10 protein-coding genes are annotated in these 13,328 nt (G+C 64.8%); 8 read left to right on the plus strand and 2 right to left on the minus strand.

Annotation, left to right across the window (positions count from 1 at the left end; all coding sequences use genetic code 11):
- Positions 1-189 precede the first annotated feature (189 nt).
- A complete protein-coding gene (glgP, locus tag ACYQ01_RS07815) occupies positions 190-2,757 on the minus strand; it encodes an alpha-glucan family phosphorylase (protein WP_459933271.1) in 2,568 nt (855 codons plus the stop codon).
- A 170-nt stretch (positions 2,758-2,927) separates the two neighbouring features.
- Between glgP and dut the strand changes: the two genes are divergently transcribed.
- From dut to ACYQ01_RS07830, 3 genes are all read left to right on the plus strand, one after another.
- A complete protein-coding gene (gene dut / locus ACYQ01_RS07820; protein ID WP_459933272.1) occupies positions 2,928-3,398 on the plus strand; it encodes a dUTP diphosphatase in 471 nt (156 codons plus the stop codon).
- Between the two features lie 119 nt (positions 3,399-3,517).
- Entirely contained in the window at positions 3,518-4,717 is a 1,200-nt protein-coding gene (locus ACYQ01_RS07825; RefSeq protein WP_459933273.1) for an aspartate aminotransferase family protein, read from the plus strand.
- Between the two features lie 288 nt (positions 4,718-5,005).
- Positions 5,006-5,905, plus strand: a complete 900-nt coding sequence (locus ACYQ01_RS07830) for a 50S ribosomal protein L11 methyltransferase (protein ID WP_459933274.1) — start codon at positions 5,006-5,008, stop codon at positions 5,903-5,905.
- Positions 5,906-5,935: 30 nt separating this feature from the next.
- On the opposite strand, the gene ACYQ01_RS07835 is transcribed toward ACYQ01_RS07830, so the two are convergent.
- A complete protein-coding gene (locus ACYQ01_RS07835; protein WP_459933275.1) occupies positions 5,936-7,747 on the minus strand; it encodes a methyl-accepting chemotaxis protein in 1,812 nt (603 codons plus the stop codon).
- Positions 7,748-8,040: 293 nt separating this feature from the next.
- Here ACYQ01_RS07835 and ACYQ01_RS07840 point away from each other — a divergent pair, with 293 nt between their 5' ends.
- The 5 genes from ACYQ01_RS07840 (at position 8,041) to ACYQ01_RS07860 (ending at position 13,320) form a co-directional block, all read left to right on the plus strand.
- Positions 8,041-8,751, plus strand: coding sequence for a hypothetical protein (locus ACYQ01_RS07840; RefSeq protein WP_459933276.1), 711 nt, complete (start codon positions 8,041-8,043; stop codon positions 8,749-8,751).
- A gap of 78 nt (positions 8,752-8,829) precedes the next feature.
- Entirely contained in the window at positions 8,830-9,780 is a 951-nt protein-coding gene (locus ACYQ01_RS07845; protein WP_459933277.1) for a UDP-glucuronic acid decarboxylase family protein, read from the plus strand.
- Between the two features lie 115 nt (positions 9,781-9,895).
- The gene (locus ACYQ01_RS07850; RefSeq protein ID WP_459933278.1) at positions 9,896-10,864 is read left to right on the plus strand and encodes a glycosyltransferase family 2 protein; all 969 of its coding nucleotides are present in this window, start codon (positions 9,896-9,898) and stop codon (positions 10,862-10,864) included.
- A 2-nt stretch (positions 10,865-10,866) separates the two neighbouring features.
- Positions 10,867-11,850 (plus strand): glycosyltransferase family 2 protein, encoded by a 984-nt coding sequence (locus ACYQ01_RS07855; protein ID WP_459933279.1) that lies wholly within the window; start codon positions 10,867-10,869, stop codon positions 11,848-11,850.
- Positions 11,851-13,320 carry a B12-binding domain-containing radical SAM protein gene (locus ACYQ01_RS07860; RefSeq protein WP_459933280.1) on the plus strand — a complete coding sequence of 490 codons (1,470 nt, stop codon included), beginning with the start codon at positions 11,851-11,853 and terminating at the stop codon, positions 13,318-13,320.
- Positions 13,321-13,328: the final 8 nt, after the last annotated feature.

Below are 13,328 nucleotides of genomic sequence, written 5' to 3' on the forward strand. Positions count from 1 at the left end.
ATCGCGCCGACGCGTCGACGCCCGGAACAACGGCGCCCCCCCTGTGGGACCAATCCCCGCTGGCGGACGCCGTGTCCAGACTCGGCGGGCCGGCCTGGGCCGGACGGGCCCGAGTTCGAAACAACAAACGCCGGGCGAAAATTTTGCGCCCGGCGTCCGTTGTTTTTTCTTTTTCGTCTTGCGTTTTCGCTAATCCGCCCACTTGATCAGTCCCAGCGAGTGGGAGTCGAGCAGCAGGGGGTGGTGGGGCAAAATGCGCACGGTAAAGCCGAAGCGACCGGCCTCCACGGGCATGACCTCTCCCGTGAACACCTGCCAGCCGTCTTCCAGCTTGGCTTCCGGGCTCATGATGGTGGTCTCGCGCTGGGCGAACTTGCCGTCGTAATCCACGGGACCGCAATAGATTTCCACCCGAACGTCCTGGGTGCGGATGCCGTTGAGCCAGACTTCGGCCGACACCGGGATGGGTTCGCCCACATAGACCTGGCCGGGATCGGCGGCCTGGATGTTGCGCACCTGCAGGTTGCCCCACTTGGTCATCATCTCCATGCGCCACTGGGCCAAGTCCTTGGCGGCGGCGTAATCGGCGCGCACCAGGCGGTTGTAGTTGTCGATGGCCGGCACATAGGCGTTCTTGGCGTAGTCTTCCACCATGCGGTGGGAGGTGAAGACCGGACCCAGCACCCGCAGGGCGTTCTTCATCTTTCGGATCCAGGACCTGGGCAGGTTGCCGTGTCCCCGGTCGTAGAACGTGGGAATGATCTCGTTTTCCAACAGGTTGTAGAGCGTCTGGGATTCCACGAAGTCCTGGTAGGACAGATCCTCGTACTCCTCGCCCTGGCCGATGGCCCAGCCGTAGGCGTTGTCCGGGCTCCAGGCCTCGGCCCACCAGCCGTCCAGGGTGGAGCAGTTGAGCACGCCGTTGCACATGGCCTTCATGCCCGACGTGCCGCAGGCTTCAAGGGGACGGCGCGGGGTGTTGAGCCACACGTCGCAGCCCTGGTACATGGTGGACGAAATTTCCATGTCGTAGTCTTCGAGAAAGACCATGGAATAGCGGCATTCGGGCGTATTGCACAACTGCACGATCTGCTGGATGAACTTTTTGCCCTCGTTGTCCTGGGGGTGGGCCTTGCCCGCGAAAATGAACTGCAGCGGACGCGAGGTGTCGGACAGGAGCTTCATGAACCGCTCCTGCTCCTGGAGCACCAGGGTGGCCCGCTTGTAGGTGGCGAAGCGCCGGGCGAAACCGATGGTCAGGGTCTGGGGGTCGAGCACTTCGTCGGCGGTTTCCAGTTCCTTGCGCTTGGCCCCCCGGGCCATGAGCTGGTCGCGCAGCCGGCGGCGCACGAAATCCACCAGGCGTTCGCGCAGCCGCTCGTGGGTGCGCCACAGTTCGGCGTCGGAAATGGCCTCGGCCTGTTCGAACACCCGGGTGCAGTCCGGATCTTCACGCCAGTTGGCTCCCATGTAGCGGTCGAAGAGCAGAGCCATGTCCGGCGCGACCCAACTCGGGGCGTGTACCCCGTTGGTGATGGCCCCGATGGGCACGTCCTCTTCGGGGTACTGGGGCCAGACCCGCTTCCACATGGCCCGCGACACCTTGCCGTGCAGCTGGGACACGCCGTTGTTGAAGCGCGACAGGCGCAGGGCCAGAACGGTCATGCAAAAGGGTTCGGCGTCGTTTCTCGGATCTTCCCGGCCAAGGGCCAGAAAAACCTTGTAGGCCAGCCCCAGTTTTCGGGCGTAGTCTTCGAAATAGGGGGCCATGAGGTCCGGCGGAAAGCGGTCGTTGCCGGCCGGCACCGGGGTGTGGGTGGTGAAGACCGAACTGGAGGCCACGAGTTCCGTGGCGGCCTCGAAGGTTATGCCGGAGGATTCCATGAAGCGGCGGATGCGTTCCAGGCCGGCGAAGGCCGAGTGGCCCTCGTTCATGTGAATGACCTTGGGGTGCAGCCCCAGGACGTCCAGGGCCTTGATGCCGCCGATGCCCAAAAGAATTTCCTGCCACAGGCGCATTTCCAGATTGCCGCCGTAGAGACGCGAGGTCATGGCCTTGTACTGGGGCGGGTTCTCGGCCACGTTGGTGTCGAGAAGGTAGAGGGTGATGCGCCCCACGGCCACTTTCCACACCTGGGCGTAGACGGTGTCACCCTTGAGATCCACGGTGACCAGCAGACGCTTGCCTTCGTCGTCGACGGCCAGGGTCATGGGCATCTGCTCGAAATCGTAGTTGGGATAGCGCTCCTGCTGCCAGCCGTCCGGGGTCAGGTACTGGCGGAAATAGCCCTGCTGATAGGCCAGGCCGATGCCCACCAGGGGCAGACAGAGGTCGCTGGCGCTTTTCAGGTGGTCGCCGGCCAGGATGCCCAACCCGCCAGAATAAATGGGCAAGGCCGTGGACACGCCGTATTCCAGGCTGAAATAGGCGATAACCGGCGCCTTGGTGTCCCCTTCGGGAAAGGGGATGGCCGTGGTCTTGCGGGCCAGATAGGTATCCAGGCTCTTGCGCATTTCGCGCAGCCGGTCGAGAAAAAATTCGTCCGCGGCCAAATTTTCCAGGGTGCGCTGGGGCAGGCGGTTGAGAAAGGCCACGGGGTTGGCGTCGCACTCGCGCCAGAGTTTCTGGTCCACCTGGGCGAAGAGTTCGGCGATATCGGTATTCCAGGAAAACCAAAAATTATAGGCCATTTCCCACAGGGGCTTAAGCCTGGGGGGAAGCTTGGGAACGACACTGTAGACGCGAAGCGGCTGCATGGGGAATCACCTCGACTGGTCTTATGGTTCGAGAGCATGCCAGTCCTTGGCCCGAATGGCAAGAAAGCCCGCCCGGCAAGGCCCGGATACGGGAATTTTCCCTTTTTCCCGAAGCGTAATTTCGCTATGGATCATTCGCGTTACGTGAAAAACGTTTTTTGGAGCCATCCGTGAGCCTTGTCCACCCCACCGCCGCCCTGAAGGTCAAATACCTCCATCCCCTTTGGCGCGACACGCCCCTGACCCCGGCCACGCCGGACTCGGCCGGGCTCGACCTGCGCGCGGCCCTGGACGTCCCCTCCGTGACCGTGGGTCCCGGACAACGCCTGGCCGTGCCCACCGGGCTGGCCATCGAGATCGACCATCCCGGCCTGGCCGCCTTCGTCTACTCCCGTTCGGGCCTGGGCGCGCGCGACGGCCTCACGGTGGCCCAGGGCGTGGGCGTCATCGATCCGGACTACCGGGGGGAAATCGTGGTCTGGCTGCTCAACACCTCCGAACGGGAGCGCACCGTGACCCGCGGCGAACGCATCGCCCAACTGGTGCTCGCACCCTTCGTGCAGGCCCGGGTCTTTCCGGTGGACCAACTGGGCGACACCCGCCGAGGCAGCGGCGGCTTCGGCCACACCGGCAAGCTCTAGCCGGCCGGCCAGCTCGCCATTTCCGGGCCCGTTCGGGCCTTCGCCGATCCGAAACACCTCACGCCGCCGGCCCCGCCGACGCGCGCGAAACACTCCAAGCCCCAACAAGCGAGAACGACGTGAGCGATTCCTTTACGGCCCTCAAGGCCAGGTACGCGGACTCCATCATGAACAGCTACGGCCGGTATCCGCTGGCCCTTTCCCACGGCAAGGCCCAGTTTCTCTACGACCTGGACGGCCGCGAATATCTCGACCTGCTGGCCGGCATCGCCGTGGCCAACCTGGGACACGCCAACCCCGAAGTGGCCCGGGCGGTGGCCGAGCAGGTCCAAAAGCTCGTGCACGTGAGCAACCTCTTTTACCTCACCCTGCAGGCCGACCTGGCCGAGGCCCTGCTGGCCACCTGGCGTCCCGGACGGGTGTTCTTCTGCAACTCCGGCGCGGAAGCCAACGAAGGGGCCATCAAGCTCGCCCGGCGCTACATGCGCAAGGTCAAAAAGCAGGAGCGCTATGAAATCGTGAGCCTGACCAGCTCGTTTCACGGCCGCACCTTGGCCACCCTCACCGCCACCGGACAGGACAAGGTCAAGGACGGCTTCGCCCCCCTGCCGGAGGGTTTCGTCACCGTGCCCGCCGGCGACCTGGCGGCCATGGACGCCGCCATCGGAGAGCGCACCGCCGCCGTGCTGCTCGAAGTGATCCAGGGCGAGGGCGGGGTGAACCCCTTTGACGCCGAGTATCTGCGTGGCGTGGAAAAGCTCTGCCACGACCGGGGCGCGCTCTTCATGGTGGACGAAATCCAGACCGGCCTGTGCCGTACGGGCGTGTTCTGGGCCCACCAGCACGACGGCCTGCATCCGGACATCATCACGGTCTCCAAGGGCCTGGCCAACGGGCTGCCCATGGGCGCGGTCCTGGCCACGCCCGAGGTGTCCGCCGGATTCGAGCCGGGCAGCCACGCCACAACCTTCGGCGGCGGACCGGTGCTGTGCGCCGCGGCCCTGAAGACCGTGGAAATCCTGGTGCGCGACAAGATGGCCGAACGTTCGGCCCGGATGGGCGATTTCGCCCAATCCCTGTTCGCGAACCTGCGCGCCGCGCATCCGGACAAGATCAAAGGCGTGCGGGGCCGGGGCCTCATGATTGGCATTGAGCTGGCCATGGACGGCCAGAAAATCTGGGAGGCGCTGCTGTCCCGGGGCTTCATCCTGAACCTCACCCAGGGCACGGTGCTCAGGCTGCTGCCGCCCCTGGTGGTGGAAAGCCAGGACCTGGAACGTTTCGCCAAGGCCCTGGACGAGGTGCTGTCCGAAGCGTAGCCCCGCCCCCGGGGAAGCCTCCCGCCGGCCGCCGCCTTTTCTCTGCTTTCCGGCGGGCTCCCGGAGGGGCGCGCGAAGCGGCGGCGCTCTCGGACTGTCGCGGTCCCAAGGCAACCGCTCGACAAAACACGGCGCGGGAGCCGGAAAAAACTGTTCCGGCTCCCGCTTGCGTCCTTATCCCGGCCGACGCCGGTTCCTGATTCCGGCCCTGCTTGACCCCGGCGCGGATATCGCCCAAAACGCCTGTGTCCCATCATTACTTCAAAGCGATCGGAAGGAACGTTGCGCATGTCGAAACTGCTCAAGATCGAATTGCTCGTGCCCGCCCCCCGGGAGGGATTCGACCAGGAAGCCCTGGTGGACGACCTGTCCGCCTGGCTGTCCGCCAACTCCCTGCAGGGATGGGAGGAGTTCACCGCTCCCCTGACCCGCGAGGTGACCCTGCGCTTCTATCTGGAGCCCGAAGCCCCCCTGGCCGCCACCCTGGACCGCCTGTGCGCCGAACGCTGGCCCGAGGTGGAACTGGCGGTGGAATCCATGGAGCAACAGGACTGGTCCGCCGCCTGGCGGGAGTTCTTCACGCCCATCGACATCGGCGGACGCTTCGAAATTCTGCCCCCCTGGCTGGAAGGCCGGGAGGACTCCGGGCTGGAGCCCATCATCATCGAGCCCAAGATGGCCTTCGGCACCGGCCACCACGCCACCACGGCCCTGTGCCTGGAGGGCCTGGCCAAGCTGTGCGCCTCCGGCCGGCTGAACGAAGAAACCGTCTTTCTCGACCTGGGCACGGGATCGGGAATCCTGGCCATCGGATTGGCCAAGATGGGATGCCGAGGCTTCGGCATCGACATCGATCCCCAGGCCGTGCTCTGCGCCGAGGAGAACCTGGCCCTCAACCGTCTTCCGGCCTCGGGCGACCCCAGGGCGCGGCTGCGCCTGGGCGTGGGCGGACTGGAATGCCTGGGAGAAAACGCCCGGTTTGACGTGATCGTGGCCAACATTCTGGCCCAGCCGCTCATCGACATGGCGCCGCACCTGGCAAGCAAACTCAAGCCCGGAGCGGCCCTGGTGCTCTCGGGGCTTCTGACCGCCCAGGCCCCGGCCGTGACCAAGGCCTACACCAACCTGGGCATGCCCGAACCCGAGCGGCGCGACCAGGGAGAGTGGAGCGCGCTGTTCTGGGTGTGACCGCACGGACGCGGGAGCGCGTCCCGGACGTTACGCCCCGCCGTTTTCCCCCGCGCGCTTGAGGTCCGCCACCAGGGCCTGAAGCTCCTGCCCCAGCCTGGCCAGGTCGGCCAGGGCCTGGGACGCCTCGCCCATGGCCTGGGAGGTTTGCGTGGAGATGCGGTCGATATCCTCCAGTGTGCGGTTTATCTCTTCCGAAGCCGCGGACTGCTCCTCGGCGGCCGTGGCGATGGCCGAAATCTGGCCGGCCACGTCGCCCACGTGGTCCGCGATCTTTTCAATGGCCGCCCCGGAATTGCGCGCCATGCCCGTGACCTTTTCGATGCCTTCCACGGCCCGGTCCACGTTGTCCATGTTGCGCCGCGTGCCCCCCTGCACCGCCTTGATGGCGTCGCCCACTTCGGTGACCGCGCCCATGGTCTTTTCGGCCAGCTTGCGCACCTCGTCGGCCACCACCGCGAAACCGCGCCCGGCCTCGCCGGCCCGCGCCGCCTCGATGGCCGCGTTCAGGGCCAACAGGTTCGTTTGATCGGCTATATCGTTTATCACATTCATGATCTTGCCGATGTCCTCGGCCTGGCGTCCCAGTCCGGCCATGTCGCTCTTGAGCCTGGTGGTCTGCTCCTGCACCTGGCCGATGCCCTGCACCACGCTGCCCAGCTCGCGCGAGCCGCCGGTGGCGTCGTTCAAGGCGCTCTGGGCCGCCTGGGCCGCGCTGGAGGCGTTCTTGGCCACTTCGAGCACCGTGGCGTTCATCTGCTCCATGGCCGAGGCCGTGCTGGTGACGCGCAAGGCCTGCTCGGAAGCGCCCTGGCTGGATTGCTCCACCCGGTGCGACAACTCCTGCGAGGCGCCGGAGATTCTGTCCACGGCCGACTCCAGTCGCCGGGCCGCTTCAAGCAGCCCCTGGGCCTTGGCCTTGACCGCACGCAGCCGGGCGTCCTCGGCGTCGCGGGCGCAACGGTTGGCTTCCTCGCTGGCCTTGTCGGCCTCCTGGGTCTTGCGCCAGGCCTCTTCCATCTTGACCTTGAGCTTGTCCACCATGCTGGCTATGGCGTCGCGCAAGACCAGAAGCTCCCCGGTGAACCGGCCCTCGGGCGCGGCCTCCAGATCGCCGTCGGCCACCGCCCTGGAAAATCGTTGGATCCGTCCCAGGGGCTTGAGAATTCCCGCCGCAGTCACCCACCAAGCCAGAAGCACGATGCCGACCAGCACCGCCAACGTGGTGGAGCCGATGGTGATGGCGCGCTTTCTGGTCAGGGCGTCGGCCCGCTCAAGGGAGGTGATGATCTCGAAGGCCCCGTGTTGCTCGCCGACTTTCCAGCCTTCCTTGACCCCTCCCAGAGGGTCGCGCCCGCCCTTGGGATCGCCGTGGCAGAACAGGCACTCCTTGGTAAGACGAATGGCGCGGAAATACCGGACCTTGTCCGGCTCGCGCACCACGAGTTCGTCAAGGTTTCCGGCCTGCATTTCCAGCAGGGCCTTGCGTTCGACCGCCGTGGGTTCGTTGGTCGGATTGCGGGGCGACTGCTTGGGCACACGGAAGGTGAAGCCCAGCTTGTTGGCGTTCAGCCTGGCCATGTTGATGGCCGTGATGACCGGAACGGCCTCGACCAGATGGTCGGGCGGAATGGAATCCAGGGGGCGCACCACCCCGAGGTCGAGCTTTTTCGACATCTCGTTGCGCCCGGCCTCGGCCATGTACACGATGCCCCGCGCCTCTTGCAGAATGGCGTGTTCCGAGGCCTCGCCCACAGCGGATACCGTCTGAAAGAACGTCACAATGGCCAGAAGGAACGGACCCGTGACGGCCACGAGCAGAATCTTCCATTTGATATTCATGCGCCCTCCATCAACTCGCCATCCGTGCGGAAGAGACCTCTTTCTCCTTACTTTGTGCGTTTTTTTCCAATTCCGGTCAAGCTGCGGATATCGAACACGCAACCCACGGCAAACACTCGGGTTTGATTTCGACCCGGCCGAAGGCTCCCGTTCGCGCCGCCGGCACGTCCGGTTCCCCGCGAACGCCCGTTCCTCCGGACTGGACAGAACCGGCCGCCAAACGGTAACAAAGCGAAATTCGTCTTCCTCGATCGACCGCCTCCCCCAACCGGACAGCCGCCACGGACCCGACCATGAACCTGCTCCAACGCGTTCTTCACCACCCCCTGACCGAACTGTGCGTGGGCCTGGCCCTGCTCATCTCCGGGCTCCTGGAAATGCGCGAGATCATGCTGGTCAAGCTGCCCAACCGAGGGCCCATGGCTCCCCACGCCCTGGCCCTGCTCGGCGCGGCCCTGATCGCCCGGTCCCTGCCCGCGTTTTTCCTGGGGCTGGACTTCGTGCGCCAGGCCCTGCCCGCCGAACTGCACGGATTCCTGGTTCGGGGACTCGACCGCCTGACCCACTGCCACGCGGCGGCCCTGACCATGGGGTTGATCCTCGTGGCCTCGGGCCTGGCCGACCTCGTCGACCTGGCCGCCCAGCCCGGCGCGGTCTGGCCCATCAACAGCGCCGCGGGAATCCTGGCCCTGGGCCTGGCCCCGGCCATCGACGCCCTCATCGCCATTTACAAGGGCCTGCGCGGAGTGGACAACGCCCGCCCCTTCCACCTGCTCGACCGGGCGGTGCAAAATCCCTGGACGCGCGGGCTCGCGGGCGCGGCCATGCTCCTGGGGGGACTGGCCGAGTTGTTCGCCGCAAGCAGCGGCCACCACCTGCTGGGCTACGGGCCGCGCATCAGCCGGGCCACGGCCGTGCTCGGTCTGTTCGGTCTGGGCCAGGCCCTGCCCGGCATCTACCTGGGCCTGCGCGCCCTGGGCGGCATGGGCCGCAAGCACAACTGACGTTTACAAACGGAAAAAACCGGTTTACAGCCTGCCGGGCGTGTCCAATCCATACATCTCATATAAGGATCATCCGTCATGCATCTCAACAAACGAGTGCTCGTAACCGGCGGGGCCGGATTTCTGGGCTCGCATCTGTGCGAACGCCTGATTAGCGAGGGCTGCGAAGTGGTCTGCCTGGACAACTATTTCACAGGCTCCAAGCAGAACGTAAAGCACCTGCTCGACAACCCCAATTTCGAGCTGATGCGCCACGACGTGACCTTCCCCCTCTATATCGAGGTGGACGAAATCTACAATCTGGCCTGCCCGGCCTCTCCCATACATTACCAGTTCGACCCCGTGCAGACCACCAAGACCAGTGTCCACGGGGCCATCAACATGCTGGGACTGGCCAAACGCGTGCGGGCCAAGATCATGCAGGCCTCCACGTCGGAAGTGTACGGCGACCCGTCGGTGCATCCCCAGCCGGAAACCTACTGGGGCAACGTCAATCCCATCGGATTCCGCTCCTGCTACGACGAGGGCAAGCGCTGCGCGGAGACCCTGTTCTTCGACTACCGCCGCCAGCACAATCTGAAGATCAAAGTGGTGCGCATTTTCAACACCTACGGCCCGCGCATGCATCCCAACGACGGCCGGGTGGTGTCGAATTTCATCGTGCAGGCCTTGCAGGGCCAGCCCATCACGGTCTACGGCGAAGGGGCGCAGACCCGTTCCTTCTGCTACGTGGACGACCTGATCGAAGGCTTCGTGCGCTCCATGAAGACCCCGGACGAATTCACCGGGCCGGTGAACCTGGGCAACCCCGGAGAGTTCACCATTCTGGAGCTGGCCAAGCTGGTGATCGAGTACACGGGCTCCAAGTCCAAGATCGACTACCGCCCCCTGCCCGCGGACGACCCCAAGCAGCGCAAGCCCGACATCACGCTGGCCAAGAGCGTTCTGGGCTGGGAGCCCAAGGTCAAGCTGGCCGAGGGTCTCAAAAAGACCATCGAATACTTCGACTGGTTCCTCAAAAACCGGTAACCGCGTTTTCACCGGGCGGGCCTTTGGCCCGCCCGACGACGACGCGACAACTGTTTCACCCGCAAGGAGCGCTTCGAAAACCCTGGGCCCAGACCGGGTTTTCTTCCGTTTACCCATGAGCACAGCCTGCCCTTCCCCTTCCGTCGGTCCCAAGTCCCTGGCCGTGGTGGTGCCGGTCTACAACGAGGCCCAAGGTCTCTCGGCCCTATACGCCCGTCTCAAAAGCGTGCTGGAGTCGTTGCCCTACGCCTGGCAGATCATCCTGGTGGATGACGGTAGCCGCGATCGCTCGTGGGAGGCCATCAAGGAACTCGCCTGCCAGGACACACGGGTCAAAGGCCTCACCTTGTCGCGCAACTTCGGCAAGGAGATGGCCCTCACCGCCGGCGTCGAACTCTGTCCCGAGGTGGACGCGGTGGTCTGCATCGACGCCGATTTGCAGCATCCGCCCGAAATCATCCCCCAGTTGTGCGAAAAGTGGGAGGAAGGCTACGAAATCGTGGCCACCATCCGCGAATCCGTGGCCGGGGCCTCGGCGGTCAAGCGGGTGGGCTCCAAGGCCTTCTACTGGATCATGACCCGGTATTCCGATCTGGACATCCCGCCGTCGAGCACCGACTTTCGCCTCATGGACAAGAAAGTGGTCAAGACGCTTCTGCGCTTTACCGAGCGCACCCGCATGTTCCGGGGGCTCATCGACTGGATGGGATTCCGCAAGATCTACATCCCCTTCACCGCGCCGGCCCGCGACACCGGCGAGGCCGGGTACTCGGTGAAAAAGCTCTTCAACCTGGCGGTCAACAGCTTCACCTCGTTTTCGCTCCTGCCGCTGCGCTTCACGGGCTACCTGGGACTCTCCATCATCGGGGTGTCGCTCGCGCTCCTGGTTTTCATGATGACGGGCAACGTGCTCTGGGGAGCCAACTACACCCCCATGGCCTTCTTCACAGTATTCAACACCTTCCTCATCGGCATCGTGCTCTGCGGACTGGGCATGGTTTCGCTCTACATCGGACACATCCACACCGAGGTGGTCCAGCGCCCGCTCTACATCATCCGGGAACGCGCCGGGACCTGGGAGTAGCCATGTCGTCGGGCCCGCTTTTTTCCATCATCATTCCCTTCAAGGAAGCCACGGACCTGCTGGACGAGTGCCTGCGCCACCTCTTGACCCAGCGCGAGACCAGCTACGAAATCATCCTGCTGCCCGACGGCCCCCTGCGCCGGGAAGGACTCTTCGCCCGGCCCGAAGTGGACGTCATCCCCACCGGACCGGTCAGCCCGGCCATCAAGCGCGACCTGGGCGCCAAGGCCGCCAAGGGCGAATTCCTGGCCTTCATCGACGACGACGCCTATCCCGAACCCGACTGGCTGAGCGTGGCCCGAAAGGCCTTCGCGGAAAATCCCCGGGCGGCGGCCCTGGGCGGACCGGCAAAGACGCCGGCCTCGGACCCTTTCTTCGCCCGGGCCTCGGGCGCGGTGTTTCTGTCGCGCCTGTCGGGCGGCTTTCCCGAGCGCTACCTGCCCCTGCCCCCCAGACGCGACGTGGACGACTGGCCCACTGTCAACCTCATGGTGCGCAAGGACGCCTTCTGGCAAGTGGGTGGTTTCGGCAGTGAATTCTGGCCCGGAGAGGACACCAAATTCTGCATGGAGCTGGTGAAAAAGACCGGCGGAACCATCCTCTACCTGCCGGAAATGCTCGTGTGGCACCACCGCCGCGCCGGACTCAGGAAACATCTGCGCCAGGTGGGCAACTACGGCGCGCACCGGGGCTATTTTTCCCGCCATTTTCCCGAAACCTCGCGCCGGCCAGCCTATTTCGTGCCCAGTTTGTGGCTGCTCTTCGTCACCCTGGGCTTTTTTCTGCTCCCGGGCTGGCTCTACGCCACCGGCGTGGCCTGCTACCTGGCGGCCCTGGGCGTGGCCTTCGCGAGCATCCTGCGCCACGAACCCCTTTCCGTGAGCCTGGCCGCCCTGCCCTTCATCGTGCTCACGCACCTGTGGTACGGCTGGCGCTTTCTGCGCGGACTCTTCACCAACGACCTGAAAAGCACCCTCGGCAGGTAAATGAACGTCTCGATCTCGTACCCCCCCCTGGAATCCGGCAAGGGCGTGGCCCTGCTCACCCAGAACCGGCAGTTCCAGTGGTTCACCAATCCCACGTACATCTACCCCATGGTGCCGTCCTACGCGGCCAGCCTGCTCAAGGTCCGGGGACACGACGTGTTCTGGGACGACGCCATCGCCCAGGAGCTCTCCTACGCCGACTGGCTGGCCCGGCTCAAGGCCAAGGCCCCGGCGTTGGTGGCCCTGGAATCCAAAACCCCGGTCATCAAGCGCCACTGGCGCATCGTGCGCGAAATCAAGGACGCCCTGCCAGGCACCAAGGTCGCGCTCATGGGCGACCACGTCACGGCCCTGCCCGAGGAGTCCATGGAGAACTGTCCGGCGGACTTCGTGCTGGCCGGCGGCGACTTTGACTTCATGCTGGCCGACCTGGCCGACTTTCTGTCCGGCAAGGCCCAGGCCCTGCCCGGCGGGGTGTGGTTTCGCGAAAACGGCGAAATCAAGAACTCCGGCCCGGCCAGCCTGGATCACGACCTGGACTCCCTGCCGCCCATCGACAGGGAACTCACCCAGTGGAAGCTGTACGCCTACAAGAACGGCAATTTCAAATACACCCCCGGCACCTACGTCTACGCCGGACGCGACTGCTGGTGGGGCAAGTGCGCCTTCTGCTCCTGGACCACGCTCTACCCCGGGCGCAACTACCGCACCCGTTCGGTGGAACGCCAGCTCGACGAAATTGAAAGCCTGGTCAAACTGGGCGTGAAGGAAATCTTCGACGACTCCGGGTGTTTTCCCAAGGGCAAATGGCTGGAGGACTTCTGCAACGGCCTGATCCGCCGGGGACTCCACAAGAAGGTGGTCCTGGGCTGCAACATGCGCGTGGGCGCGCTCAGCCAGGAGCAGTGGAACCTGCTCAAGCGGGCCAATTTCCGCTTCATCCTCATCGGGCTGGAGTCCGTGGCCCAGTCCACTCTGGACCGGCTGACCAAGGGCATCAAGGTGGCCCAGATCGAAGAGACGCTTCGCATGTGCAAGAAGGCCGGGCTCTCGCCCCACATCACCACCATGGTGGGCTACCCCTGGGAAACCCGTCAGGACGCCCAGGCCACCGTGGACTTCGCCAAGCGCATGTTCGTGGAAGGCGTTATCGACACCTTGCAGGCCACCATCGTGGTGCCCTACCCCGGAACGCCGCTGTTTGCCGAAGCCAAGAAGCAGGGCTGGCTCACCACCGAGAACTGGGACGACTACGACATGCGCCAGAGCGTGTGGCGCTCGCCCGTGTCCAACGACGACGTGCTGGGATTCAAGAACGAACTCTACAAGGCCGCCCTGACCCCGCGCTTTCTGCTGCGCAAGGTGCTTTCGATCCGCAGCGTGGACGACGTGGCCTTCTTCTGGCGGGCCGCGCAAAAGCTCGTCGGGCATCTGCTCAACACCCGCAAGGGATGCGCGTGCAAGAAATAGAGACAGAC

This window comes from Fundidesulfovibrio butyratiphilus (genome assembly GCF_054657235.1).

Coding starts and splice junctions, on each gene's coding strand:
- glgP (WP_459933271.1), bottom strand. CDS start 2,757: ATGCAGCCGCTTCGCGTCTACAGTGTCGTTCCCAAGCTTCCCCCCAGG.
- ACYQ01_RS07830 (WP_459933274.1), top strand. CDS start 5,006: ATGTCGAAACTGCTCAAGATCGAATTGCTCGTGCCCGCCCCCCGGGAG.
- ACYQ01_RS07835 (WP_459933275.1), bottom strand. CDS start 7,747: ATGAATATCAAATGGAAGATTCTGCTCGTGGCCGTCACGGGTCCGTTC.
- ACYQ01_RS07840 (WP_459933276.1), top strand. CDS start 8,041: ATGAACCTGCTCCAACGCGTTCTTCACCACCCCCTGACCGAACTGTGC.
- ACYQ01_RS07845 (WP_459933277.1), top strand. CDS start 8,830: ATGCATCTCAACAAACGAGTGCTCGTAACCGGCGGGGCCGGATTTCTG.
- ACYQ01_RS07850 (WP_459933278.1), top strand. CDS start 9,896: ATGAGCACAGCCTGCCCTTCCCCTTCCGTCGGTCCCAAGTCCCTGGCC.
- ACYQ01_RS07855 (WP_459933279.1), top strand. CDS start 10,867: ATGTCGTCGGGCCCGCTTTTTTCCATCATCATTCCCTTCAAGGAAGCC.
- ACYQ01_RS07860 (WP_459933280.1), top strand. CDS start 11,851: ATGAACGTCTCGATCTCGTACCCCCCCCTGGAATCCGGCAAGGGCGTG.